Genomic DNA, 24,483 nt, shown 5'->3' with positions numbered 1-24,483 from the left:
CATGAGCGGGCACGTGACGGCGCCGGCGGCGGCGCTTGCCGACGGACTGCCGACCTGGGTGACACTGCTGCGCGCGCCGAACCCGGGGCCGATGACCCTCGACGGCACAAACACCTGGGTGCTGCGCGCCCCGACAGCCGGGTCCGCCATCGTGGTCGACCCCGGGCCGGCCGACGAGGGGCACCTGACCCGGATCGCCGAACACGGCCCCATCGGGCTGATCCTGATCACCCACGGCCACCCCGACCACACCGAGGGCGCGGCCCAGCTGAGTGAGCTGCTCGGCGGGGTCCACGTCCTCGCCGTCGACCCGGCGCACACCATCGGCGCCGAGCCGCTCAGCGAGCCGGGCGAGCACTTCGGCGACTTCGGCCTGGCGGTCCGTCTGCTGAAGACCCCGGGACACACCGCCGACTCGGTGTGCTTCCTGGTCGAGCACGGCGACGAGCGGGTGGTGCTCACCGGTGACACCATCCTCGGCCGGGGCACCACCGTTGTCGCACACCCGGACGGGCACCTCGGTGACTACCTGACCAGCCTGGAGTTGCTGTCCGCGTACCGGGGAATTCCGGCGCTGCCCGGGCACGGCCCGGCGCTCGCCGACTGCGCCGCCGCCGCCGATTTCTACCTCGCGCACCGCCGGGCCCGGCTGGACCAGGTCCGGGCCGCGGTCGCGGCCGGCGCCGACACGCCCGCCGACGTGGTCGCGGTGGTCTACGCGGACGTGGACCGCTCGCTCTGGTGGGCGGCTGAGTGGTCGGTCCGCGCGCAGTTGGAATATCTGGGTGTCGGCAGCGGGGAATCCGCACCCGGGGTCAGTGGGTTGGAGCACATGTGACCTGCCCCGTGTGTGGAACCGTAGCCGTTCCCGGTGCGCGGTTCTGCCACAACTGCGGTGCCGCGCTGCCGGCCGCCGCCACGTTGCCGGCGGCCGAGCGTCGGGTGGTCACCGTGCTCTTCGGCGACCTCTCCGAGTTCACCTCCTGGTCGGAGGACCTCGACCCGGAACGGGTCGGCGCGGTCACCGACCGGGTGCTGGCCGCCCTCGCCGGCGCGGTGAAGACCTTCGGCGGGCACGTCGACAAGTTGACAGGTGACGGCATCATGGCGGTCTTCGGTGCGCCGGTGGCGCACGAGGACGACGCCGAACGCGCGGTCCGGGCCGCCCTGTCGATGCAGCGGGCCGTCCGCCGGGTGCTCGACGACGAGCGGGGCGGCGGCGCGCCGCTCGGGCTGCGGGTCGGGTTGAACACCGGCGACGTGATCGCCGGCATCCAGGCCGCCATCGAATACACGGTCATCGGCGACACGGTGAACACCGCCGCCCGGCTCGCCGACGCCGCCGCTGTCGGCGCGGTCTACGCCGGCGGGCGCACCGCCGCCGCCACCCGGCACGTGTCCTCCTGGCGGGCACTGCGTCCGCTGCGGCTCAAGGGCAAGCGTGAGCCGGTCGAGGCGTACGAGCTGCTGGGTCTGCTGGACGCGCCCGGCACCCGGTCGGGGCTCGGTGACGAGGCGCCGTACGTCGGCCGGGAGACGGAGATCGGCCGGATCGCCGGGCGGCTCGCCGAGGTGATCGACCAGGGTGACCCGCGGGTGCTGCTGATGACCGCCGAGGCGGGCATCGGCAAGTCCCGGTTCGCCGCGGAGGTGGAGCGCCTCGCCGCCGGGTACGACGTGGGTGCCGGCCGGTACGCGGCGCACACGGGCGCCCGGGTGCTCTCGGTGCGCTGCGCCGCGTTCGGTGAGCGACGCCGGCTCGCGCCCCTCGCCGACCTGGTGCGGGCCGCCGTCGGCCTGCCCACTGACGCCGCCACCGCGCTTACCCGACCGGCGGTGGAGGAGCGGCTGCGACGGCTCGGGCAGCGGCTCGCCCGCTCCGGCGGGGAAACCCCGCCGATCGCCACCGAGCAGTTGCTCGCTCTGCTCGGGTACGCCGAACTGTCGGCACACGCCGGCACCGACGCCGGCGAGTGGAGCGGGTCGGGCGCCTCGACCGCGGATGCCGAGGTGCTGCCGAACGCGGTCGCCGACCTGCTCAGCGGGCTCGCCTCGGAGGCGCCACTGGTGATCGTGGTGGACGACCTGCACGACGCCACCGCCGAGACGATCGGCGCGCTGGGGTTGACCCTGTCCCGGCTCGCCGGCCCGGTGCTGGTGCTGCTGCTCGGCCGCCCCGAGCTGGTGCGTACCGCCGGCGCGCTGACCCGGGTCGCGGACGCCGAGGTGCACTCCCTGCCGCCGCTGCGGGGTGCCGACGCGGCGCGGCTGCTCACCAGCTACCTCGGCGGTGGCAAGTTGCCGCCGGCCGACGCGGACCGGCTGCTCGCCACCGCACAGGGCAACCCGTTCTACCTGGCCGAGTTGGTCACCCTGCTCATCGAGCGTGGGGCGCTCACCACGGAAACGGCGCGCGGCGCCCGGCCCGGTTCCGGCGACCGGGACCCCAGCTCGTCGGCCGGCTGGCGGCTGGTGCCCGGTTCGCTCGGCAGCCGGCTGCTCTCCCGTGACCTCGCCGCCGTGCTCGCGGCCCGGATCGACGCGCTGCCGCCGGACGCCCGCTCGGTGCTGCGCGACGCCGCGGTGATCGGCGACACGGTGCCGACCGGTGCGCTGGAGGCGATGCGCGAGCAGCGCTCCGGCCGGGACGGCCGGCCGTCGGCAGTGGTCGCCGTCGAGCTGGACCGAGCTGTCGAGGAGTTGCTGCAACGCCGGATGCTGCACCGCTCCCGGGTCGGCTACTCGTTCGCGACCCCGCTGATGCGGGAGGCCGCGTACGCCGGGGTGAGCAAGGCGGAGTTGGCCGAGCGGCACGCCGCGTTGGCCCGCTGGGCCGCACCGGCGGACGGGGCCGCGGGCAGCGCCGTGGGCGGGTTCACCGACGAGGCCCGGGACGACTTCGTGGCGACGCACGTGGAGCGGGCCGCGACGCTCGCCGACGCGGTGAAGCTGCGCCCGGACGCGCCGGCGCGGGCGGTGGTGCCGCTCGGCGTCGCCGCGCTGGGTCGGGCCGCCCGCCGGTCGCTGTCCGACGGTGAGCCGGTGTTGGCCGTGGAGTACGCCGAACGCGCCACCGAACTGGCCCGCGACGGGGTGCCGGCGGCCGATCGGGTGGTCCACGCGCGGGCGCTGCTCCAGGTGGGCCGGGTCGCCGACGCGCTGGCGTACGCGGAGAAGATCGCCGCGAACGCGGGGGACGAGGCCACCCGGGTCGGTGCCCTGCTGCTCGCCGGGCAGGCCCAGGAGACACTTGGTGATCAAGGTCGGGCGATGACCGCCTGGCACGAGGCGTTGCAGGTCGCCACTGCCGCGGGGTTGCCCGTGCAGCGGGCGACGGCGATGCGCCGGCTCGGCATGGCCGACTTCGTGGCCGGGCGGCTGAGCCAGGCGAGCAGCCGGTTGGCTGCCGCGTACCAGGTCAGCCTCGGTGCGCAGGACCGGCGCGGGCAGGCGTGGTCGCTGCAGAACCTGGCCTGGGTGACCACCACCAGGGGTGACTTCGCCGGCACCGACGCGGTGCTCGGCCGGGCCGCCCGGCTCTTCGCCGAGCTGAAGGACCCGTACGGGCGGGCCTGGCTGCGCGGCACCACGGCGTTCGCCCGGCTGCTCGCCGGTCGACTCCGCGAGGCGTGCCGGATGGCGCAGGTGTTCCTGCCGTTCGGCGAGCGGGTCGGTGAGGCGTGGGCGGTGGGCACGCTCCGTGCGGTGGCGGCGTTCGCCACCGCCGAGTTGGGCGACCTGGCCGAGGCGGACCGGGAGGCGCGGCGGGCGTACCGGGAGTTCGCCGCCGCCTCCGACGACTGGGGGCGCGGGTTCGCGCTCGTGGTCCGGGCGGTGGTGGCGCGTGGGCTGGGCGAACCGGAGCACGCGGCGGACCTGCTCGCCGACGCCCTGGCGTACGCCGAGCGCACCTCGCACCCGCTGCTCACCGGGATGGCCGGCACGCTGCGCGGCTTCGTGGCGTTGGACCTGGGCGACTGCGAGACCGCCGAGCGGGCGGCCCGCTCGGTGCTGACGGCCGTGGAGCCGCACAACCCGCAGGCCCCCGCCCAGGTGGCACCCCGGGTGCTGCTGGCGACGGCCCGGCTGGCCGCTGGCGACTCGGCGACCGCTGTCGGGCTGCTCGCCCCGGTGGCGACGGCCGCCGCGAACGCGCCCTCGTTGCTGCTCTCCCGCCGTCAGACGATGGCCCAGTACGCGGCGGCCCTGCTCGCGCACGGTCAGCGGGAGCAGGCGTTGGACTGGGCCCGGCGGGCGGTCGCCGCGCCGGCCGAGGACGTGCGTAGCCAGGTGATCGCGGCCAGTGTGCTGGCCGAGGCGCTGGCTGCCTGTGGTTACCCGACGGAGGCGCGGTCCTCCGCGGACGAGGCGGTCCGCCTGGCGTACGCGACCGAGCAGCGCAGCGAACGCGCTGCCGCCAACGCCCTCCGTGCCCGGCTGGCCATCCCCGCCTGACCCTTGGTGACGGCTTCCTGACCGAGCCCTTCGATCGATGGGGCAGGGGCGGAGGTGGCACGGTTTTTGCCGGTTCTGGGGATGTGGTGGTGGGGGTGAGGGGCTAGCGTGTCACCACCGTGTGCCGGTCCACAGTGGGGGCCGTCGCCGTGCCTGGGGAGGCCCTTCATGAAGCTGCCGCGTTCCATCGCGGGCTGGACCATCGCGGTCTTCGGCGTGTTGGCGCTGGTGATGGGGGCGGTCGGGCTGCTCTGGCCGGAGGCGCAGTTGCGCCTGCTCGGGTTCGAGGTGCCGGAGACGCGTGCTGCCGGTGACTACACCGGCACGTTCCTGCTGGCGTCCTCGATGGCGGCGTTCAACATGGGCGTCTACTACCTGCTCGCCACGATCACCGAGTGGCGGGTGTTCTATCGATTCACCGTGGTCTTCCGGCTTGTCACGTTCACCGTGTTCACCATCGCGGTGCTCGCCGACATCGCTCCGGACCGGTTCTTCGGGGTGGCGGCCTGGGAGGGTCTTGGTGCCGTGGCCACCGCCGTCGGCCTGCGCCTGGATGCCCGCCGGGGCGCGTCGGCCGGTGCTGTCGCCTCGTCCGACGCCGCTGCGGTCGCGACGCCCGCCGAGGAGGGTACCGGTTCGGCCGGTGCCGCTCCGGCGGACACGGTGCGCTGAGCCGCCGGCCGGGTTGGGTATTTTCGAGCGGTGACCGACACCCCGACCGGCGGCCCACCGGTGCCGATCGTGCCTGGTCTGACTGATTTGCGGGTCTTTGCCCGGGGTGGGTATGCGACCGTCTACCAGGCCACGCAGATCTCGGTGGGCCGTGAGGTCGCCGTCAAGGTGGAGAACCGGACGCTCGACAGCGAGCGGGACCAGGCCCGTTTCCTGCGCGAGGCGCGGGCTGCCGGCCGGATGTCGTCACACCCGCACGTGGTGGACCTCTTCGACGTCGGGGTCACCGTCGACCAGCACCCCTACCTGATCATGGAGCTCTGCGACGGCTCGTACGCCGAACGGATGCGGACCTCGCCACTCGACCCGGTGGAGGCCCGCGACCTCGGCATCAAGATCGCCGACGCGTTGGCCCACTCGCACGCGGCCGGGGTGCTGCACCGGGACGTGAAACCGGCGAACATCCTCCACTCGGCCTTCAACTCGGCGGTGCTCGCCGACTTCGGGCTGGCCGTGCTCGCCGAGCACCGGGATGCCTCGGTCACCCTGGAGGTGCTCACCCCGGCGTACGCGCCGCCGGAGATGTTCAGCCACAGCCCGCCTTCACCGGCCGTCGACGTGTACGCGCTCTGCGCCACCCTCTACGCGGTGATGCACGGTCGGCCGCCCCGTTGGCAGTCCGAGCGCAACCCCAGCCTGATCACCGTCCTGGAGATGTTCAACCAGCCGCTCCCCGCGCTGCCCGGCGTCCCGGACGAGCTGATCGACGTGCTGCGTGCCGGCATGGCCAACGACCCGGCCGAGCGCCCCTCCGCCCTCGAACTGCACGAGTTGCTCGCCAACCTGCCGTTCGGCCCACCGTCGGCCCCGGTCAGCGGCGCCCCGGTCAGCGGTGGCGCGGTCAGCGGTGGCGGGACCCGCCCCGGCCCGTACGTGTCCACCCAGCCGGTGCCCCGACCGCCCATCGAGGACACCCAGCCGGCGGCCCCCGGTGTCCGACGCTGGCGGCGCTGGTTCCTCGGCGGAGCCGGGGTCCTCGCGCTCGCCGGCTCCGCCACCGCCGGGGCGTGGTTCGCCGACCACGCGGCACCGCCGACCCCGAACCCGACTGTCACCCAGGTCGCCGCACCGGCGACCGGGCTGCTGCCCGGCTGCACCACCGGCGCCGGCACGCCCACAGTGCTGCCCGAGGGGGCCCGGTGCCTGCCCGAGCTGGAGTGCTTCGGCCCGATGCGGATCCGCGGCGACCGCGCCGAGGCGGCCCGGCTGTCCTGCACCGGTCGGCACACCTGGGAGACGTACGCCGAGGGCATCCTGCCGGTGTCCCTGGTGGGCGCCGGCTACGCCGACGTGGTCGCCGCCGAGCAGGTGCGGCAGGTCTGCAGCGCCACCACGTTCCGGTTGACCACCGGGATCACCGAGCCGCGCGGCTGGCACCTGGAGGTGCTGCCCCCGGTCGACGGGAGCATCGACCGGACGTACCGGTGTCTGGCCGGCCGGGGCGCGGACGCGCTCGCCGCGCCCACCCTCACCGGCCGCTGATCCCGTCCGAGCCGCGTCGCCGGTCCCGCACCGCCCGCAGGGCATCCCGACTGTCCAGGGCGTCGAGGGTGTCCGCGTCGATCCCGTACGGCATCAGTTCGGGCGGCCCGGTGGTCGCCGATCGGTCCTCCGGCTCCGGGCCGTCGGCCTGACGGGCGGCGGAGAACGCGACCCCGGCGACCGTCGCCAGCAGGACGCAGAGCAGGGCGAGAACCACGCCGACAAGGTCCTGTCGGCGCCAGACGACAAGCAGGGCCAGCGGCACGAGAGCTCCCAGTGCCGCGAGCACCGCCACCGTCCGCGCGTCGGGCCTGGACAATCGACTCATTCGTCCAGCATGTCGCGACATCGGCGACTGTCAACCGCGCAGTCGGGTCGCCGCGCCGAACCAGCACTCGTTCGGAGCATCCCAGCTGTCCGGTTGGCGTCGCTACGGAGAAGCTTGCGCTGGCTACCCTGAGTGTTCCGCAGGCTGTTTCGTCAGCGAGGTCACCGCATGAACGTGCAGAGTTCCCGGTCCCGGCTCCGTTCGGTCGCGACGACCCTGGCGGTCGCCCTCACCCTCACCCTGGCCGCCGCCGCCGGCTGCGACAGCCGGCAGGAGCCGGAGCTGCCGTCTGTGCAGCAGAAGATCCGTGAGTCGCACATCTACCGGCAGGCACAGCTACGCATCGGCGTCGCCACCAAGGAGCCGTTGATGGGCGACCTGCGCAACGGCCAGCACGTCGGCTTCGACGTCGAGATCGGCAGGTACATCGCCCGCTCCCTGGGCTACGAGGGCGACCAGCGGTTGGAGTTCGTGTCGGTGGCCACCGAGAATCGGATTCCGGCATTGCAGGGCGGCACCGTCGACCTCGTGGTGTCCAGCTTCTCGATGACCGAGGAGCGCGAAAAGCTTGTCAGCTTCGCCGGGCCGTACTTCGTCACCACACAGGAGGTGATGGTGCCGGTCCGCCTCCGGGACCGGATCCGCACCATCGAGGACCTGCGTGACCCGGCCTACAAGGTCTGCACCAGCGGCGGATCCACCACCGAGGCGGAGCTGGAGAAACACGGCGTCAGGACGTTCGTGGTGAAGGACGTCGGGGACTGCGTCGACGGCATCCGGGCTGGCCGGTACGACGCGGTCAGCTCGGACGAGACGATCCTCGCCGGATTCCTGGCCACCTACCCCAGGGAGTTCGAGGTCGTGGACATGCCCTTCGGCACCAGCGAGTTGCTGGGCATCGGCGTGCCGATCGGCGATCCCGCGCTGCGTGACCTCGTCGCGTTCTTCCTGCAACGAAGCTACGAGCGGGGCCGCAACGGGGAGGTGAGCCCCTGGCAGAGCGCGTACAACAGCACCCTGGGCCCGTGGCTGAAGGTCGAGAAACGCCAGCCTCAGCCGCTGAAGGTGCCGAAGCTTGTCGACTTCGACGACAAGGCGCCCGCGAAGTGAGCACGGCGCCGACCACAACCGGCGCCGACGGCCCGGTTCCGCCACCCCGCACGTCCGTGCCGGGCGTCGCCGCCGCACCGGCCACCGACGGTACGGCAGTAGCCGAACCGCCGGCGGGGGCGGTGGACCGCGTCGACCGGCCGGTCGCCGAGCCAGCCGACCCGGTCGTCGCCGACGTCGAGCCCGGGCGGATCCGTTGGGACCCGGCGGAGCGGCGGGCCCGGGCCAGTCAGTCCTTCTGGACGGCACTGGTGGGCGTACCGGCGATCTTCTCGGTGCTCCGCCTCGGGGTGGAGGCGGGCGGCGAACTTCAGACCACACTGCTGCTGGTGGCGAACGTCGGGCCGGTCAACCTGCTCGCCGGCTTCCTGACCACTGCGGCCCGGCTGCTCTCCACCGGCATGGTCGCCGTCTTCGCGCTCGGGGCGGTGCTGGCCGTCGGCGCGGACCGGCTGCCGCCGGGGGCCCGCCGTCGTCCGCTCTTCGCCCGCTGGGCCGACCTCACCCCGGCCTGGGTGGTGCTTGCCGGTTTCCTGCTCGCCCTGATCACCTGGCCGCTGCTCTATCTGCCATTGCTGCTGCCGGCGTTCGCGGCCGCGTTCCAGTTGCGCCCCGGGCGACTGCACCAACGGGTGGTGCCACGACTTGTCATCATCGTCGCACTGCTCGCCGGGTACGGCTGGCTGCTGCTGCCGACGCTGCGGGACGCCGGCAAGCAGGGCGAGCTGTTGGTGTTGGCGCTGCTCGTGGTGCCGCCGCTGCTGGCTCTCTTCATCGCGGGGCCGTTGCCGGGCGTGGTGATCCGGCCGCTGGCGTCGGTGACCGAGGTGGCGATGCTCGCCATGCTGCTCTGGGCCGCGGTGCCGGTGATCAGCACACCGGTGCTGCCGCTCACCGTGACGACGGTGGGCGCGGAGAACGGGCCCACCGAGGACGTCCGCGGGCACGTGATCACCACCGACGACGTCAACATGGTGATCCTGCAGGAGCGGGGTGGGGTGCGGTACGTGCCGGTCGATCGGGTCCGCGCGCAGGTGCTCTGCCCGAGCGAGGAGGAGTTGCCCCGGTACCAGCTGCGCATCCGCGACTTCCACGTCGAGGACTCGCTGCTGGAGGGCATGGGCCGTCGGGTCCGTCCGGTGCACCGCATCGACGCCGCCTGTCGGATCCCCGGCTGAACCAGTGGCGGGCGGCAGGTCCGATCAGTGCGGCAGGCGTGCCGTCGCGTCGGCGGCGTCGGCCAACTCGTCGGCGATCTGGGGGTTTGTCGCGTTGATGGCGGCGGTCCACAGCACGTCGGTGGGTGTGGCGCCGGCCAGCCAGCGCCGCATCGACTCCTGCGCCTCGTCGGGCAGGGGATCCCGGCACGACCAGCCGTTGACGACCTCGGCCAGGTGCCGCGCGGTGTCCTCGCCCGTGGTGAGCGCGAACTCGGCCAGGTACGGCCCGAGGTCGATCTGCAGCCCGGCGACCGCCTCCAGCAGGTTCCAGGCCGAGGTGGTGGACGGGAACTCCCCGAGGGTCCGTCGCCACCAGCCGAGGAGGAACCGCTCGACGGCGGCCCGCTCGGCGGCCGGCCAGCCGGGCCACTGGTCCCGGATCCGCTCGGTGGCCGCCTCCGGTGGCAGGTGTGGCAGCTCGCCACCGGCGAACGCGTCGAGCAACCGGGGCAGCAGGTGCGGGATCTCGGTCCCGTCCCCCCAGGTGCCCCGATTGCCCAGGTAGGACTCGAGCTGGTCGGTGGTCAGCTTCCGCAGCGGGGTAGCCGCGAAGCGGGCCAGGTACGCCGGGTCCACGCAGTGCGGGCAGGCCTCCATGTCGGCGGGCATCCGGTGGTGGGCGAAGGCGCCGTAGAGCCCCTCCACCAGCCGGTCGAACTCGACGTCGTCGCGCACGGGCTCAGTATTTCCGACGCGGCGGTCGGACGGTGCCCGCATATGCAGACCAAATGTATATGCTGTGGCAATGACGAAGGCGTCCATGCAAGAGGCGAGCTATCTGATCCTCACCGCGCTCGTCGAGGCCCCCCGGCACGGTTACGCGGTCCTCGACGAGGTCCGCCGAATCTCCGACGGGCGCGTCGACCTGCGCGCCGGCACCCTCTACGCGGCGCTGGACCGGCTGCGTACCGAAGGCCTCGTCGACATCGAGCGCGAGGAGCAGGTGCAGTCCCGGTTGCGTCGGTACTACCGACTCACCGCCGCCGGGGTGCAACGCCTGGCCGAGGAGTCGGCGCGGCTGCGGAGCAACGCCGACGCGGCGAGCGTGCGGCTACGCCGTGCCGGCCTCATCTTCGAAGGCGGTGTGGCATGACGTTGCACCAGGCATACCGGTGGCTGCTGGCCTGCTACCCCCGCGCGTACCGGCGGCAGTACGAGGACGAGTTGATCGGGGTGTTGCTCGACGACGCCGCGCCGGGCCAGCGCAGACCGGCCGCACGAGACGTGCTCGCACTGCTCGGTGGGGCGGTGCGGGCGCACGTCCGACAGGTCGGCGCCCGGTTCTCGGTCGACGCGTGGCGGGATGCGGCGCAGCTGCTCGGCCTTGTCGCCGCGCTGCTGTTGTTCGTGCGCGACGCGCGCGTTCCGGTGCTGCACCTCGCCATGTTCGCGGAGAGCTATCCCGACGGGATCGGTGAGGAGTTCGTCTTCTGGCCGGTTGGTCTCGTGGCGGCGCTGTGGCTCGTCGTTGCGGTGTTCGCCGCATCCGGGTGGGGCCGGGCCGCAGCCGCCATCGCCGTTGGCGGCGCGGCGTTCGAGGTGGTTCGGGTCGCTGAGGCCTACCTGCAGTACTCGACTGTCTTCAACCTCTGGCCGGCCGTGGTCGCCGCGCTGGTCCCGCTGGCCCTCGCCGTCCGCGCTCCCCGTTCCGCCACTGCCACCCTCGCACGCTGGCGGCTCGGCACACTGGCGGCGGCGACGCTTGTCAGCGTCGGTGCGCCGAGCATCGCCCTGCTGACCGCCGCGGACAGCTCGACGTCGCCCATCTACGGCTCGTTGGTATTCACCGTCGGTGTCGGTCGGGTCGAGGCGATCCTGCTGAGCACCGGATACCTGCTCTTCGCCATTGCCGTCCTGTCGACGCCGACGGTGCTCCGACTGCGCCTGCTCGCGCTCGTCGTTCCGGTCGGCGTCATCCTGCTGCTCACCCGGGTGGGGCTCGGGACTCCCGGGACGTTCCTGGAGCGCTCCGGCCACGACGGTGTCCTCGATGCGCTCACCTGGGCGCAGTGGTCGACGCTGGTGCTGGCCCCCGTGTTGCTCTTCGCGGTGGCCGTGGTGATCCTGCACCACCGCGAGCGGCCGGGGACGTCCGAAGCGTAGGCAGGACGCGGACCGCAGGTGATCGACTCGGTTCTCGTGAAAGTCGGGGCATCGATGGGCCGTGGACACCCCCGGCTCAAAGAAACCGAGTCGATCATCCGGGCCGGGCAGACCGGGCAGGCCGGGCAGGCCGGGCAGGCCGGGCGGGCCGGGCAGGCCGGGCGGGTCGGCTCAGTAGGACTTCTCCTGACCGAGGACGTGCTGGGCCACGAAGTTGAGGATCATCTCCCGACTGACCGGGGCGATCCGGCCGGCCCGTACCGCACCGAGCAGCGTGGCCACCCCGTACTCGGTGGTCATGCCGGCCCCGCCGAGCACCTGGACGGCGGTGTCGACAGCGAGGGCTGCTGCCTCGCCGGCCGCGTACTTGGCCATGTTGCCGGCCACCCCGGCTTCCAGGTCGCGGCCCGCGTCGTACAGGGTGGCAGCCTTCTGGATCATCAGGCGGGCCAACTCCACCTGCACCGCCGCGTGTGCCAACGGATGGGACACGCCCTGGTGCGAGCCGATGCTCCGGCCACCCCAGACCTTGCGGGTCGCGGTGTACTCGCTGGCCCGCTCGATGGCGTAGCGGCCGGTGCCGGCACCCATCGCGGCCACCGTGATCCGCTCCGGGTTGAGCCCGGCGAAGAGCGCCGGCAGTCCGGCGTCCAGCGACTCACCGAGCAGCGCGTCGGCGGGGAGCCGCACGTCGTCCAGGTAGAGCAGGAACTGGTTCTCCGGGGACACGATCTCCATGTCCAGTTTGGACCGGGTCAGCCCGGCGGCGTCGGTCGGCACCAGGAACAGCGCCGGCTTGAGCTTGCCGGTGGCGGAATCCTCGGTACGGGCCACCACCAGGACGTGGCCTGCCTCGTCGACCCCGGAGATGTAGCACTTGCGGCCGTTGAGCAGCCACCCGTCGCCGTCGCGACGGGCGACAGTGCCCAGCCGGTGGAAGTTGGAACCGGCCTCCGGCTCGGTGATCGCGAAGACGATCTTCTGGGAGCCGTCGGCGAGGCCGGGCAGGTGCCGCTTGCGCTGCTCCTCGGTGCCGTGCCGGTTGAGCACTGTCGCCGCGATGGCGGGAGAGACCACGAGCAGCAGCAGCGGGCACCCCGCCGCCGCCAGCTCCTCGCAGACGATGGCCAGCTCGGTGATGCCGCCGCCACCACCGCCGTACTCCGTGGGGATGTTGACCCCCAGGTAGCCGAGCCGTCCCGCCTCGGCCCACAGCTCGGTGGTGTGTTCCCCCGATTTCGCTTTCGCCACGAAATAGGAATGACCGTAGCGGCGGCCCAACGCCCGCACGGCGTCGCGGAGCTGGTCCTGCTCGGGGGTGAGGTCGAAGGTCATCAAGGGGTTCTCCTCATCAGTCTTCGATGACGGCAAGCACGGCGCCGGTGCGTACCTGACCGCCGGCCGGCACCGGCAACTCGGCGACCACACCGTCGGCGGGGGCGAGCACCTGATGTTCCAGCTTCATCGCTTCCAGGGTGAGCAGCGGATCGCCGGCCGCGACCCGCTGGCCCACCTCGACGTGCACCCGGGTCACCACGCCGGGCAACGGCGCGAGCAGCGAACCGGCCGCCAGCTCCACTGTGGGCAGCGGGAGACGCGGCAGCTCGGTCAGGCTCGCCGCCCCCGCCGGGCCGTCCACGAACACCTCCGAACCCACCCGGTGTACGCGCAACTGCCACCGGCTCTCCAACACGGTGAGCACCACCCGGTCCGGGGTGGCCTCCTCCAGCCGGGCCGGTATCTCGCTGGCCGGATCCGTCGACCACTCGGCGAGGCCGCCGTCCCGAGCCAGCCGGTAGCGGACCTCGATCTCCCGCCCGGTCCGATCGGCGTACCGGGCCACCTGCGGAAACGCCGGCACGTTGCGCCAACCCGAGGGGAGCCCGGCGAGCACGGGGGCGCTCGCCCGACGCGCGGCGGCCGAGGCCAGCGCGGCGGCCAGCGCCGCCACCGGCAGCAGCTCGGCGGGCAGCAGCGGTTCGAACACCTCCGCATGCCGATCGAGGAAGCCGGTGTCGACCTCCAGCGCGGCGAAGTCGGGGCTGCGCAGCACCCGGACCAGCAGATCCCGGTTGGTGGTCACGCCGTGCAGTTCGGCCCGCGCGAGTGCGCCGGCCAGCGCCCGGGCCGCCTCGGCGCGGGTGGGCGCCCAGGCGATCAGCTTGGCCAGCATCGAGTCGTAGTGCACGCTCACGCTCGACCCGGCCAGCACACCGGAATCCAGGCGCAGGCCCTTCGTCGGGGTGAACTCGCTGGTCAACCCGGGGATCGTGAATCGGTGCAGGGTGCCGGTGACCGGGCGGAAGTTCTGGGCCGGATCCTCGGCGCAGAGCCGTACCTCGATTGCGTGACCGTCGGCCGGCGGAGTTGTCGTGAGCGGTAGCGGCTCACCCTCGGCGACAAGCAGTTGCAGCCGGACCAGGTCCAGCCCGGTGACCGCCTCGGTGACCGGGTGCTCGACCTGGAGGCGGGTGTTCATCTCCAGGAAGTGGAACTGGCCGTCGGGGGCGAGCAGGAACTCGACAGTGCCGGCGCCCACGTACTCGACCGCCCGGCCGGCGGCCACCGCCGCGGCGTGCAGCCGGTCCCGCAGCTCCGGCGTCAGGACCGCGGGAGCCTCCTCGACGATCTTCTGGTGCCGGCGCTGGATCGAGCAGTCACGCGCCCCGAGGGCCACCACAGTGCCGTGGGTGTCGCCGAAGATCTGCACCTCGACGTGCCGGCCGCGCTCGACGTACCGCTCGATGAAGACCGTGCCGTCGCCGAACGCCGCAGCCGCCTCGCGGCGCGCGGAGGCGACGGCCTCCGCGAGCCCGTCCGGGTCGCGGACCACCCGCATGCCCCGGCCGCCGCCGCCCGCTGTGGCCTTGACCAGCACGGGGTAGTCGGTGACCTGCCCGGCGTCGGTCCACGTGGGCAGCATCGGCACGCCCGCGTCGGCGAGCAACGCCTTGGCGGCCATCTTGTCGCCCATCGCGGCGATCACCTTGGCCGGCGGGCCGACCCAGGTCAGCCCGGCGTGCTCGGCGACCCGCATGGCGAACTCGGCGTTCTCGGCCAGGAATCCGTAGCCGGGGTGCACGGCGTCCGCGCCGGACCGGCGGGCCGCTCGCAGGATCTGCACCATGTCCAGGTACGTCTCGGCAGGCGTGTTTCCCGGCAGGTGTACGGCCAGGTCGGCCTCGGCGACGAACGGCGCGTCGGCGTCCGCGTCCGAGTACGCGGCGATCGTGGTGATGCCGAGCGTGCGGCAGGTGGCAAAGATCCGACGGGCGATCTCACCCCGGTTGGCAACAAGCAGTCTCTGGATCATCCGCGTAGCCCTCTCACATCCGGAAGACGCCGAAACCGTCGGCGCCCTTCACCGGTCCGCTGTGGATCGCCGAGAGGCAGAGCCCGAGGACGGTACGGGTGTCCCGGGGATCGATCACCCCGTCGTCGTAGAGCCGGCCGGAGAGGAAGAGCGCGCCCGACTGCGACTCGATCTGCTGCTCGACCATCATCCGCATCGCGGTGTCGGACTCCTCGTCAAAGGAGCGTCCCCGGGCAGCGGCGGCCTGCCGGGCCACGATGGACAGCACCCCGGCGAGCTGGGCCGGGCCCATCACCGCCGACTTCGCGTTCGGCCAGGTGAACAGGAACCTCGGCTCGTACGCCCGACCGCACATGCCGTAGTTGCCGGCACCGTACGAGGCGCCCAGGTTCACCGTCAGGTGCGGCACCGTCGAGTTCGACACCGCGTTGATCATCAACGCGCCGTGCTTGATGATGCCGCGCTGCTCGTACTCGGTGCCCACCATGTAGCCGGTCGTGTTCTGCAGGAAGATCAGCGGCGTGTCGGCAGCGTTCGCGAGCTGGATGAACTGGGCCGCCTTCTGCGCCTCCGCGCTGAACAGCACCCCCCGGGCGTTCGCCAGCACGCCCACCGGGTACCCGTGCAGCTCGCCCCAGCCGGTGACGAGCGCGTCCCCGTACGCCGGCTTGAACTCGTCGAAGTCGCTGCCGTCCAGGATCCGGGCCAGCACCTCGCGCGGGTCGAACGGCACCTTCAGGTCGGCACTGGTGATGCCGAGCAGCTCCTCCGGGTCGTACTTCGGCGGTTGCGGCACCGCCGTCCGCGGCGACGGGCCGTGCTTGCGCCAGTTCAGCCGGCGTACGCACTGCCGGGCCAGCCGGATGCCGTCGCGCTCGTCGGAGGCCAGATAGTCGGCCAGCCCGGACGTGCCGGCGTGCATCTCCGCGCCGCCCAACGACTCGTCGTCGGTGACCTCGCCGGTCGCCATCTTCACAAGCGGCGGCCCGGCCAGGTAGACCTGCGACCGGTCCCTGATCATGATCACGTGGTCGGACATCCCCGGCACGTACGCGCCACCGGCAGTGGCGTTGCCGAAGACCACGCTGACAGTGGGGATGCCCGCCGCCGAGAGCCGGGTCAGGTCCCGGAACACCCGACCACCCGGGATGAAGATCTCCGCCTGGGTGGGCAGGTCCGCCCCGGCCGACTCGACAAGGTTGACCATCGGCAGCCGGTTGGCCAGGGCGATCTCACCGGCCCGCCGGGTCTTGGCGAGCGACCACGGGTTGACCGCGCCACCGCGTACCGTCGGGTCGTTGGCGACGATCAGGCACTCCACACCCTCGACCACACCGATGCCGGTGACCACGCTGGCCCCGACCGGGAAGTCGGTGCCGTACGCGGCGACAGGTGACAGCTCCAGGAACGGGCTGTCCGCGTCCACAAGCAGCTCGATCCGCTCCCGGGGGAGCAGCTTGCCGCGCTTGTGGTGCCGGGACACGTACTTCTCGCCGCCGCCCGCCCGCGCCTGGTCCAGCGCGGCGTCCAGCTCGGCAAGCCGCTCCAGCAGTGCGGCCCGGTTCGCCGCGTACCCGGGAGCGGCCGGGTCGACCGCGCTGTCCAGGATGCTCACAGTGGCTCCTTCGTTCGCGACTGCGGGGCTCGCAGACCCGGCTCACTCCTCGCGCTCACAGGCCCATGCCCTTCGCGATGATCTCGTTCATGATCTCGGTGGTGCCGCCGCCGATGCCCAGGATCCGGGCATCGCGGTAGTGCCTCTCCACCTCGGCGTCGCGCAGGTAGCCGAAGCCGCCGTGCAGTTGCAACGCCTGGTCGACGACGTGGTCGCAGGCGGCCACCGCCACGTTCTTCGCCATCGCCACCTCGGTCACCACCGGCTCACCGGCGGCCACCCGGGCGGCCACCTCGTGCACGTACGACCGGGCCGCCTCGGCCCGGGTGTGCATCTCGGCCAACCGGTGCCGGATCAACTGCCGGCTCGCCAGTGGACGCCCGAAGGTCTCCCGGTCCCGGCACCAGCGCGTCGCCAGCTCGACGCAGCGCTGCGCCGTCGCGTACGCCTGGGTCGCCAGCGACAGCCGCTCCGCGGCGAAGTGCTGCATGATCGCCAGGAAGCCGGTGTTCTCCGCGCCGACCCGGTTGGCGACCGGCACCCGCACATCCGCGAAGAACAGCTCGGCGGTGTCCGAGCAGTGCCAGCCCAGCTTCTCCAACCGGCGCCCCACCGTGAAGCCGGGCGACCCCTTGTCGATGACCAGCAGGGTCAGTCCACCGCTGCCGGGGAATCCGGTGCACACAGCTGTGGTCACGAAGTCGGCCCGGTGCCCGCTGGTGATGTACGCCTTCGACCCGTTCACCACGTAGTGGTCGCCGTCCCGGCGGGCGGTCGTGCGGATGCCGGCCACATCCGAACCGCCGTCCGGCTCGGTGATCGCCAACGCGCCGATCATCGTGCCCGCCAGGGTGGGCCGGACGTACCGCTCGATCAGATCGTCGTCGCCCGGGGACGCGGTGCCGCCGAGCCGACCGCCAAGCGACCCACCGGTGCGGGCACCGGCCGCCGCGACGAGGTGCGGCACCGCGATGCCGTGCGTGAACAGGGCCGCCACCAGCCCCGACGAGCCGCCGGAGCGGATCAACTCCTCGGTCACGATGATCGTGTCGAGCAGGTCGCCGCCGCTGCCGCCCACCGACTCGGGGAAGCCGATGCCGAGCAGGCCGAGCTTCGCGGCGCTCGCGTGCAACGCCCGGGGCACCTCGCCGGCCCGCTCCCAGTCGTCCAGGTGCGGCAGCACCTCCCGGGTCACGAAGGCCCTTGTCAACTCGCGTAGCTGCCGCCGCTCCGGCGTGTCCACGATGCTCACGGCGTCACCCCCGGCGGCACATCGGCGGGCAGGTCGACGATGCGGGCGCGCAGCAGCTCCCCGAGCGCCTTGGCCTGCGGGTCGAACCGGGTGGACGCGGCCACCCCCGCCCCGAGCAGGCCCTCGATCACGAAGTTGACAGCGCGCAGGTTCGGCAGCTCGTAGCGCCGCACCGACAGCGGCGCGGTCTCCGGCAACAGCTCGGCCAGCCGCTCGACGGTCAGCCAGGCGCGCAGCCACGCGTACCCGGCGTCGGTCCGGGCCCAGACCCCGAGGTTGGCGTCACCGCCCTTGTCGCCCGAGCGCGCGCCGACCAGTTCGCCGAGCGCCCCGCGCCAGGTCGGGCCGCCGACCGGCGCGACGCCGTCGGGGACCGTCTCGTCCACGGGTACCGGCGCGGTGCGGATCGGTGGGGCGATCGGCACCCGCTCACCACCGGGCAGCACCGCGACGTGCGCCACCGCGTCCTGCGGCACCGCGTCGGCGGTGAAGACGCCGTACGGGGTCGCGTCGCCGGGCAGGGTGGTCAGCGTGCAGCCCGGGTACGAGGCCAGCGCCAACTCCACAGCGGCGGCCGAGAAGGCCCGCCCGGCTCGCGCCCTGTCGACGTCGCGCAGGTGTACGTGCAGCAGGGCGCTGGCGGCCTCGGTGTCGGCGGCGTCCGGGTGGTCGGTCCGGGCCAGCGTGAACTCCAGCCCGTCCTTCCCCACCGCCTCCTCGACCTGCCCGCGGACCAGGGCGGCCTTGGCCTCGATGTCGAGTCCGCAGAGGACGAAGGTCATCGAGTTGCGGAAGCCGCCGAGGTTGTTGACGCCCACCTTGAGCGTTGGCGGCGGCGGGGTGCCCCGGACGCCGGAGACCCGGACCCGGTCCGGCCCGTCCTGGCGCAACGCCACGGTGTCCAGCCGGGCCACCACGTCCGGCCCCAGGTACGCAGGCCCACCGATCTCGTAGAGCAGCTGTGCGGTGACCGTCTCCACAGTGACAGCGCCGCCGGTGCCAGCGTGTTTGGTGAGCACCGTCGAGCCGTCCGGATGCACCTCGGCGATCGGAAATCCGGGTCGGTGCCCACCGTCGGGCAGTTCGGTGAAGAAGCTGAAGTTGCCACCGGTGACCTGTGCGCCGCATTCGATCAGGTGCCCCGCGACTGTTGCCCCGGCCAGTTCGTCGAGGTCGTCGCGGCTCCAGCCGTAGTGCGCGATGGCCGGGCCGGTCACCAGCGACGCGTCGGTGACCCGGCCGGTGACCACCACGTCCGCTCCGCCGTCCAGGCAGGCCGCGATGCCGAACGCGCCGAGGTAGGCGTTCACGCTCAACGCGTCCGGTCGCCCGATGGCGTCGCCCTCGACGTACCCGACCTGGGCCGGTAGGCCCAGCCGGCCGGCGAGCGCGCCGATGGCGGCGGCCAGACCGGCCGGGTTCAACCCGCCGGCGTTCGTCACGATCCGCACCCCCCGTTCCAGGGCGGTGCCGAGGCACGTCTCCAGTTGCCGCAGGAAGGTCTTCGCGTAGCCCAGGTTCGGGTCGCGCAGCCGATCCCGGGCGAGGATCAGCATGGTCAGCTCGGCCAGGTAGTCACCGGTCAGCACGTCCAGTTCGCCGCCGTCGAGCATCTCCTGCCAGGCGGTGAACCGGTCACCGTAGAAGCCGGAGGCGTTGCCGATCCGGATCATGTAGGCGTGCCGTCTTCGCCGACGGGCCTCCGGCCGTCGCCGGGCGGCCCGGCGAACGCCTGCGCCACGTCGAGCCACTCGTCTGCGACCGGCCCGGTGGCGACCAGGGCGAGGTCCGCGCGGTGTCGGCGCTGGGTGACGAGCAGGCAGAAGTCCAGGGCGGGCCCGCTCAGCCGGTCGGCGGCGTCCGCCGGACCCCAGGTCCAGAGGTCGCCGCCGGGCCCGACCAGCTCGACCCGGATCGGCGTCGTCGGGATGTCCCGGCCGTGGGCGGCGAAGCCGTTCCCGAGGGTACGCACACCGAGGTGCGCGATGTGCCGGAGCCGGTCGCTCGCGGGTCGGACGACGCCGAGCGCCTCGGCCACGTCCTCGCCGTGCGCCCAGGTCTCCATGATCCGGGCGGTCGCCATCGAGGTGGCCGACATCCGGGTGCCGAACCACTGCAGTTTCTCGCCGGCCGGGACGGCGGCCAGCGCGTCGGCGAGCGCCGTCCGGCCGGCCCGCCAGCGGGCGAGCAGCTCCGCCGGTGGGGCGAGGAACTCCTCGGCGCCGTCGTCGGCCATCCGCGTCGGGTCGGGTGCGGCGGTCACCGCCGCGAAGAACGCCTCGGTATCGGTGGCCGCCAGCAGCGACACGTGATCGGTCCAGGCGAGGTGGGCGATCTGGTGCCCGATGCTCCAGCCCGGCGCGAGGGTCGGGCGGGCCCAGTCGGCCGCCGGCAACGGCGCCACCAGGCGATCCAGTTGGGCGGACTCGGCGGCCAGATCCGCGAGCAGGTCGGTGTGGTCGACCATGGGTGCCTCCGGTCGGTAGTGGCCGGCGTGGCCGGCGGTCAGGGCGTGAGCACTGTGGCGAGTTGGCGCTTCCAGGTGCTCAGCAGGGCAGCACGGCGGGTCGAATCGTCGCTGAGGAGGTTGGCCACCCCGAGCCCGCGGAGCAGGTCGAGAGTGGCCTGGACCGCCTCGCGGACGCCGGGTCGGCGCTCGTCGACACCGAGGAGCGCCACGGTGAGGAGGTGCATCTCCCGGCCGACAGTGGCCTCCAGTGGCACCAGGGCGTCGCGGAGTTCCCGGTCGGTCCGGGCGGCGACCCAGAGTTCGAGAGCCGCCACGAACAGTGGCCCGGTGAACGCCACGCCGAGCAGGTCGATCACCCGGTCCAGCCGCTGCGGGCCGGCCGGCAACGCCTCGGCCTCGGTGCGTAACTCGGCGGCCCGCCGCTCGGCGAGATGACCCACGGCGGCCGTCACCAGGGCCGCCTTGGTCGGGTAGTGGTGCAGTTGGGCGCCGCGCGAGACACCGGCCCGCGCGGCGACGACTGTGGTCGTGGTGCCGGACCAGCCGTGCTCGATCAGGCAGTCGACTGTCGCGTCCAGCAGCCGGGCCTGGGTGGCACGGCTGCGTTCCTGCTGAGGGACGCGCGTCGATGCGGTGGACACGGGAACAGCCTGCTGCCTCCGAAACAAACAGTCAAGACTGACTTTTTTTGTGTGCCGCGTTGCCGCACTGAACTCGCGGCGGTGGGGGGACGTGGCTCAGCGGTTGGCCTGCGGTGTGCTTCCTTCGGAGCTGATGTCGCAGACGAGTCAGCTCTGAAGGCACGCTCACCCAGGTCCCCGACCGGCCGGGTCAGCGGCCGTCGCGGGGGCCGAAGACGGCCAGCGCGTCGGCGTCGCTGTGCTCGGAGCGCAGGTACTCGTCGGCCCACGCCGCCGCGTCGGGGAAGGTGGACTCCGCGGCCACCCGGGCGCACGCCGCGTCCACGTCGAAGGCGGTGCGGCGCAGTTGGACGCCCGGCCCGAGCAGCGCCCACCACGCGCCCGCACCCCCGTACGGCATGCCGATGCTGCCCGGGTTGACCACCAGACGTCGATCGACCAGCCGGGTGAACGGCATGTGGGTGTGGCCGCAGACCACCGTCGAGACCTCCGCCGGGAGGCCCGCGAACACCTCCGCCCAGCGGGACATCCGGGAGTCGACGAGCACCACCTCCTCGTCGTCACGAGGGGTCGCGTGACAGAACAGCGTCAGCCCGAGACCGTCGATCTCGACAGTCGCCGTCGCCGGCAGGGCCGCGAGTCGGGCCACCTGGTCCTCGCGGAGCTGCCCGGCCGCCCAGTTGGACACCTCGAAAGCGGCGGGCCGGCCGGCCCGCGCGTCGACCAGCTCACGTTCGCAGTTGCCGCCCACCCAGCAGACCCGGTCACCCAGGTTGGCGAGCACGTCCAGCACCTCGACCGGCTGCGGGCCGGACGCGATGTCGCCGGTCAGCACGAGGAGGTCGGCGGCGGCGACGTCCGGCTCGGCCAACACGGCCTCCAGCGCGGGGAGTACGCCGTGAATATCGGAGAGGACAGCAACTCTGTTCACCATGGCCCCACCCTCACCGCTTCGGCCGTCCCCGAGCCAGCATTTCTGCGGCGGGCAGACGAAACGTCCCCGCCGCCCGTCGGTGACGGAAGGCGGGGACGCGACGTACCGCTCAGATCAGACGCGGGCGCGACGGGCCAGGCGCTCCGGGTCCAGGATGATGATGCTCTTGCCGTCCAGCCGCAGCCAGCCGCGCGAGGCGAAGTCGGCGAGCGCCTTGTTGACCGTCTCCCGGGAGGCGCCGACGAGCTGGGCGATCTCCTCCTGGGTGAGGTCGTGGGTCACCCGCAGGACGCCACCGTCGCGGGTGCCGAACCGGCCAGCCATCTGGAGCAGGTTCTTCGCGACCCGACCCGGCACGTCCGTGAAGATCAGGTCGGCGAGCGAGTCGTTCGTCCGCCGCAGGCGTCGGGCGAGCACCCGAAGCAGCTGCTCGGCGATCTCCGGCCGGTTGGCGAGCCAGGGCCGCAGCGCCTGCTTGCGCAGTCGTACCAGGCGGGTGTCCGTTACCGCGGTGGCGGTCGCCGTACGCGGACCCGGGTCGAAGAGCGACAGCTCACCGACCATGTCCGAGGGCCCCATCACCGCGATCAGGTTCTGCCGGCCGTCCGCGGCGCGCCGACCAACCTTGATCTTCCCGGACAGCAGGATATAGAGGCTGTCACCGGGCTCGCCCTCATTGAAGACGACCTCGCCCTTGCGGACCTCGATCGTCTCCATCTCCTTGGCAAGCGCCTCGGCAGCTTCCGGGTCGACACCCTGGAAGATCCCGCTGCGGGCAAGTACCTCGTCCATCGCGCACCTCCGGTTACGCGGGCCGTCCGTCGGCCGGGGTCGCCGTCCGCTGATCCCCTCGCGCGCCGCCAAGTCTAGGCGCACATGAGCATGAATCAGAGGTCGCCCCTGGAATCTTGATCGTTGGGCGTAACCTGCCCGACGTGCTGAGCGAGCCGACTCTGACCAGTCGCCCCGAGGACGGGTGGGACATCCCGCTGCTCCTGTGGCGCGCCGACGGACCCCTACGCGCCGTCAGCAGCGGCCCACTCGGCGGTGGAATCGGCGCCCGACACTGGGTGCTGAACGCGACGGTGCCGATGTCGTACGACCGGGACGACCCGGCCGCCCACCTGAGCGCGCTCGCCGCCGACCTCGCCCTCGACGGACCCGGCGTCGGTCTGCTGACCGGCGTCGACGTGGCCGAGGTGGTGGCGCGGACCGACACCGGGGTGCGGGCCTGGGCGACGGTCGGGCTCGGCACGCCGCTGCTCGCGGCCGCGCCGGCCCCGGTCGAGCTGGCCCACCGGGTCGGCACCGTCAACATCGTGGTGTACGTGCCGGCCCGACTCGCCGACTCGGCGCTCGTCAACGCGGTGGCCACGGCGACCGAGGCGAAGACCCAGGCGATCACTGAACTCGGGTTGCCGGGGACCGGCACCCCGACCGACGCGGTCACGGTGCTCTGCCCGGTCGACGGGCCGGAGGCCGCGTACGGGGGGCCGCGCTCCACCTGGGGTGCCCCGCTCGCCCGAGCGGTGCACGCGGCGGTGCGCGCCGGGGGTGCGCGGGCAGTCGTGCCCTGGTCAGAGCAGTTCCGGGGCTGAACTTCCAGCCGATCGGCTGTCGTCGGCGCGTTGTCGGCCCGGTAGGGTCGCGAGCGATGTATTCTCCGACCCCTCCCGCGTCCCGCCGGCGTCGCCACGTCGTCCTCGGCCTCGCCGCGTTGTTGGCCACCCTGCTCGCCGCCGGCTGCGGCAGCGACCCCGGCGGCGCCCCCGCCCCCGTCTGGCAGCCCGGTGCCGGCGGCGGTGGCACCGGCGCTCCGGTGACCACCACTGGCCCGGAGGATTCCGCCGCGGGCGGCGTGATCTCGCTCTCCGCCACCGGCGACATCATCATGGGCAACGCGCCGAGCCGACTGCCCGCCGGCGGCGGCAAGGGGTTCTTCGCCTCCGTCACCGAGGCGCTCAAAGCCGACCTGGTGATGGGCAATCTGGAAGAGCCGCTGACCGTGGACACCGGCACCGGCAAGTGCGGGGCCAACTCCACCCGCTGCTTCCAGTTCCGGGCCCCACCGGAGTACGCAGCGCACCTGCGCGACGCCGGCTTCCACGTGCTCAACCAGGCCAACAACCACGGCTACGACTACGGGCCGAAGGGCTACCAGAACACCCAGCAGGCGCTGGAGAAGTACGACCTGAAGCACACAGGTGCGCCGGACCAGATCACAGTGGTCGACGTCAAGGGCGTCAAGGTCGCGGTGGTCGGCTTCTCGTCGTACGTCTGGTCCAACAGCCTTGTCGACATCGCCACGGCGAAGACGGTGATCGCCAAGGCCGCCACCATGGCCGACCTGGTCGTGGTGCAGGTGCACATGGGTGGCGAGGGAGCGGAGAAGACCCGGGTCAAGCCGGGCACCGAGATGTTCCTGGGCGAGAACCGGGGCGACCCGGTCAAGTTCTCACACGCGATGATCGACGCCGGTGCCGATCTGATCGTCGGGCACGGGCCGCACGTGCTGCGCGGCATGGAGTTCTACCAGGGGCGGCTGATCGCGTACAGCCTCGGCAACTTCGCCGGCGGCGGCAACTCGCTCAACAACGACGGCCGCCTCGGGTGGGGCGGGGTGCTGAAGGTGTCGCTGAAGCCGGACGGCGCCTGGGCCGGTGGCTCGTTCACCTCGACGTACATGAACGACGCCGGTAAGCCGACGCTCGACCCGAACGACCGGGGCCTGGGCCTGATCGGCGACCTGAGCCGGAGCGACTTCCCGAAGAGCGGTGCCCGGTTCGACGGTCCGGGCAAGATCTCCCCGCCCACGGGCGGCTGACCCG

The 24,483-nt window shown here is 72.7% G+C and carries 21 protein-coding genes; 10 read left to right on the top strand and 11 right to left on the bottom strand.

The annotated features are described in order from the left end of the window. The first annotated feature begins 1 nt into the window (after position 1). From AB0B86_RS19345 to AB0B86_RS19330, 4 genes are all read left to right on the top strand, one after another. Complete coding sequence (locus AB0B86_RS19345) at positions 2 to 838, top strand: MBL fold metallo-hydrolase (protein WP_357403935.1); 837 nt, start codon at positions 2 to 4, stop codon at positions 836 to 838. Then, a complete protein-coding gene (locus AB0B86_RS19340) occupies positions 835 to 4,455 on the top strand; it encodes an adenylate/guanylate cyclase domain-containing protein (protein ID WP_357403937.1) in 3,621 nt (1,206 codons plus the stop codon). Before AB0B86_RS19345 ends, AB0B86_RS19340 begins: the two co-directional genes overlap by 4 nt. Positions 4,456 to 4,623: 168 nt before the next feature. Then, positions 4,624 to 5,127 carry a hypothetical protein gene (locus tag AB0B86_RS19335; RefSeq protein ID WP_357418835.1) on the top strand — a complete coding sequence of 168 codons (504 nt, stop codon included), beginning with the start codon at positions 4,624 to 4,626 and terminating at the stop codon, positions 5,125 to 5,127. 30 nt (positions 5,128 to 5,157) lie between these two features. Next, positions 5,158 to 6,669 carry a serine/threonine-protein kinase gene (locus AB0B86_RS19330; RefSeq protein ID WP_357403941.1) on the top strand — a complete coding sequence of 504 codons (1,512 nt, stop codon included), beginning with the start codon at positions 5,158 to 5,160 and terminating at the stop codon, positions 6,667 to 6,669. Here AB0B86_RS19330 and AB0B86_RS19325 read toward each other — a convergent pair. Next, positions 6,656 to 6,997 (bottom strand): hypothetical protein, encoded by a 342-nt coding sequence (locus AB0B86_RS19325; protein ID WP_357403943.1) that lies wholly within the window; start codon positions 6,995 to 6,997, stop codon positions 6,656 to 6,658. The two genes, AB0B86_RS19330 and AB0B86_RS19325, sit on opposite strands and share 14 nt — an antisense overlap. A gap of 168 nt (positions 6,998 to 7,165) precedes the next feature. Between AB0B86_RS19325 and AB0B86_RS19320 the strand changes: the two genes are divergently transcribed. Beyond that, positions 7,166 to 8,107, top strand: a complete 942-nt coding sequence (locus tag AB0B86_RS19320) for a transporter substrate-binding domain-containing protein (protein WP_357403946.1) — start codon at positions 7,166 to 7,168, stop codon at positions 8,105 to 8,107. Then, positions 8,104 to 9,285, top strand: a complete 1,182-nt coding sequence (locus AB0B86_RS19315) for a hypothetical protein (RefSeq protein ID WP_357403948.1) — start codon at positions 8,104 to 8,106, stop codon at positions 9,283 to 9,285. The genes AB0B86_RS19320 and AB0B86_RS19315 overlap by 4 nt, the downstream gene beginning before the upstream one ends. A 24-nt stretch (positions 9,286 to 9,309) precedes the next feature. Here AB0B86_RS19315 and AB0B86_RS19310 read toward each other — a convergent pair whose 3' ends face one another. After that, on the bottom strand, positions 9,310 to 10,002 hold the full coding sequence (locus AB0B86_RS19310; protein ID WP_357403950.1) for a hypothetical protein: 693 nt from the start codon (positions 10,000 to 10,002) through the stop codon (positions 9,310 to 9,312). 70 nt (positions 10,003 to 10,072) lie between these two features. Between AB0B86_RS19310 and AB0B86_RS19305 the strand changes: the two genes are divergently transcribed. Continuing rightward, positions 10,073 to 10,420: a PadR family transcriptional regulator gene (locus tag AB0B86_RS19305; RefSeq protein ID WP_357403952.1), complete on the top strand. Its 348-nt coding sequence runs from the start codon at positions 10,073 to 10,075 to the stop codon at positions 10,418 to 10,420. Next, entirely contained in the window at positions 10,417 to 11,430 is a 1,014-nt protein-coding gene (locus tag AB0B86_RS19300; protein WP_357403954.1) for a hypothetical protein, read from the top strand. Before AB0B86_RS19305 ends, AB0B86_RS19300 begins: the two co-directional genes overlap by 4 nt. Positions 11,431 to 11,601: 171 nt before the next feature. Here AB0B86_RS19300 and AB0B86_RS19295 read toward each other — a convergent pair whose 3' ends face one another. The 9 genes from AB0B86_RS19295 to AB0B86_RS19255 form a co-directional block, all read right to left on the bottom strand. Then, the gene (locus AB0B86_RS19295) at positions 11,602 to 12,765 is read right to left on the bottom strand and encodes an acyl-CoA dehydrogenase (protein ID WP_357403956.1); all 1,164 of its coding nucleotides are present in this window, start codon (positions 12,763 to 12,765) and stop codon (positions 11,602 to 11,604) included. A 16-nt stretch (positions 12,766 to 12,781) separates the two neighbouring features. After that, positions 12,782 to 14,743, bottom strand: a complete 1,962-nt coding sequence (locus AB0B86_RS19290; RefSeq protein ID WP_357403958.1) for a biotin carboxylase N-terminal domain-containing protein — start codon at positions 14,741 to 14,743, stop codon at positions 12,782 to 12,784. Positions 14,744 to 14,756: 13 nt separating this feature from the next. Beyond that, positions 14,757 to 16,358 (bottom strand): carboxyl transferase domain-containing protein, encoded by a 1,602-nt coding sequence (locus AB0B86_RS19285; RefSeq protein WP_357403960.1) that lies wholly within the window; start codon positions 16,356 to 16,358, stop codon positions 14,757 to 14,759. A gap of 55 nt (positions 16,359 to 16,413) precedes the next feature. Beyond that, positions 16,414 to 17,610, bottom strand: a complete 1,197-nt coding sequence (locus AB0B86_RS19280; protein ID WP_357403962.1) for an acyl-CoA dehydrogenase family protein — start codon at positions 17,608 to 17,610, stop codon at positions 16,414 to 16,416. Next, entirely contained in the window at positions 17,607 to 19,283 is a 1,677-nt protein-coding gene (locus tag AB0B86_RS19275; RefSeq protein ID WP_357418831.1) for an acyclic terpene utilization AtuA family protein, read from the bottom strand. The genes AB0B86_RS19280 and AB0B86_RS19275 overlap by 4 nt, the downstream gene beginning before the upstream one ends. After that, the gene (locus tag AB0B86_RS19270; RefSeq protein WP_357418828.1) at positions 19,280 to 20,077 is read right to left on the bottom strand and encodes a TIGR03084 family metal-binding protein; all 798 of its coding nucleotides are present in this window, start codon (positions 20,075 to 20,077) and stop codon (positions 19,280 to 19,282) included. The genes AB0B86_RS19275 and AB0B86_RS19270 overlap by 4 nt, the downstream gene beginning before the upstream one ends. A 38-nt stretch (positions 20,078 to 20,115) precedes the next feature. Next, the gene (locus AB0B86_RS19265; protein ID WP_357403968.1) at positions 20,116 to 20,721 is read right to left on the bottom strand and encodes a TetR/AcrR family transcriptional regulator; all 606 of its coding nucleotides are present in this window, start codon (positions 20,719 to 20,721) and stop codon (positions 20,116 to 20,118) included. Between the two features lie 190 nt (positions 20,722 to 20,911). Beyond that, entirely contained in the window at positions 20,912 to 21,655 is a 744-nt protein-coding gene (locus AB0B86_RS19260; RefSeq protein WP_357418826.1) for a metallophosphoesterase family protein, read from the bottom strand. Positions 21,656 to 21,769: 114 nt separating this feature from the next. Further along, on the bottom strand, positions 21,770 to 22,447 hold the full coding sequence (locus AB0B86_RS19255; protein ID WP_076467173.1) for a Crp/Fnr family transcriptional regulator: 678 nt from the start codon (positions 22,445 to 22,447) through the stop codon (positions 21,770 to 21,772). A 143-nt stretch (positions 22,448 to 22,590) separates the two neighbouring features. Between AB0B86_RS19255 and AB0B86_RS19250 the strand changes: the two genes are divergently transcribed. Together AB0B86_RS19250 and AB0B86_RS19245 are read left to right on the top strand one after the other, a co-directional pair. Beyond that, entirely contained in the window at positions 22,591 to 23,253 is a 663-nt protein-coding gene (locus AB0B86_RS19250; protein ID WP_357418824.1) for an adenosylcobinamide amidohydrolase, read from the top strand. 56 nt (positions 23,254 to 23,309) lie between these two features. Next, positions 23,310 to 24,479 carry a CapA family protein gene (locus AB0B86_RS19245; RefSeq protein ID WP_357403975.1) on the top strand — a complete coding sequence of 390 codons (1,170 nt, stop codon included), beginning with the start codon at positions 23,310 to 23,312 and terminating at the stop codon, positions 24,477 to 24,479. Positions 24,480 to 24,483: the final 4 nt, after the last annotated feature.

The sequence above is a fragment of the Micromonospora sp. NPDC049047 genome, assembly GCF_040649135.1.
Taxonomy (GTDB): domain Bacteria; phylum Actinomycetota; class Actinomycetes; order Mycobacteriales; family Micromonosporaceae; genus Micromonospora.
The sequence above is the reverse complement of the archived record's forward strand: the minus strand, read 5'-3'. Positions and strand labels throughout refer to the sequence as shown.

Excerpts from the sequence above, each read along its gene's own strand:
- AB0B86_RS19345 (WP_357403935.1), top strand. The coding sequence starts at position 2 with ATGAGCGGGCACGTGACGGCGCCGGCGGCGGCGCTTGCCGACGGACTG.
- AB0B86_RS19305 (WP_357403952.1), top strand. The coding sequence starts at position 10,073 with ATGACGAAGGCGTCCATGCAAGAGGCGAGCTATCTGATCCTCACCGCG.
- AB0B86_RS19275 (WP_357418831.1), bottom strand. The coding sequence starts at position 19,283 with ATGATCCGGATCGGCAACGCCTCCGGCTTCTACGGTGACCGGTTCACC.
- AB0B86_RS19335 (WP_357418835.1), top strand. The coding sequence starts at position 4,624 with ATGAAGCTGCCGCGTTCCATCGCGGGCTGGACCATCGCGGTCTTCGGC.
- AB0B86_RS19245 (WP_357403975.1), top strand. The coding sequence starts at position 23,310 with ATGTATTCTCCGACCCCTCCCGCGTCCCGCCGGCGTCGCCACGTCGTC.
- AB0B86_RS19320 (WP_357403946.1), top strand. The coding sequence starts at position 7,166 with ATGAACGTGCAGAGTTCCCGGTCCCGGCTCCGTTCGGTCGCGACGACC.
- AB0B86_RS19300 (WP_357403954.1), top strand. The coding sequence starts at position 10,417 with ATGACGTTGCACCAGGCATACCGGTGGCTGCTGGCCTGCTACCCCCGC.
- AB0B86_RS19255 (WP_076467173.1), bottom strand. The coding sequence starts at position 22,447 with ATGGACGAGGTACTTGCCCGCAGCGGGATCTTCCAGGGTGTCGACCCG.
- AB0B86_RS19260 (WP_357418826.1), bottom strand. The coding sequence starts at position 21,655 with ATGGTGAACAGAGTTGCTGTCCTCTCCGATATTCACGGCGTACTCCCC.
- AB0B86_RS19290 (WP_357403958.1), bottom strand. The coding sequence starts at position 14,743 with ATGATCCAGAGACTGCTTGTTGCCAACCGGGGTGAGATCGCCCGTCGG.
- AB0B86_RS19325 (WP_357403943.1), bottom strand. The coding sequence starts at position 6,997 with ATGAGTCGATTGTCCAGGCCCGACGCGCGGACGGTGGCGGTGCTCGCG.
- AB0B86_RS19270 (WP_357418828.1), bottom strand. The coding sequence starts at position 20,077 with ATGGTCGACCACACCGACCTGCTCGCGGATCTGGCCGCCGAGTCCGCC.
- AB0B86_RS19295 (WP_357403956.1), bottom strand. The coding sequence starts at position 12,765 with ATGACCTTCGACCTCACCCCCGAGCAGGACCAGCTCCGCGACGCCGTG.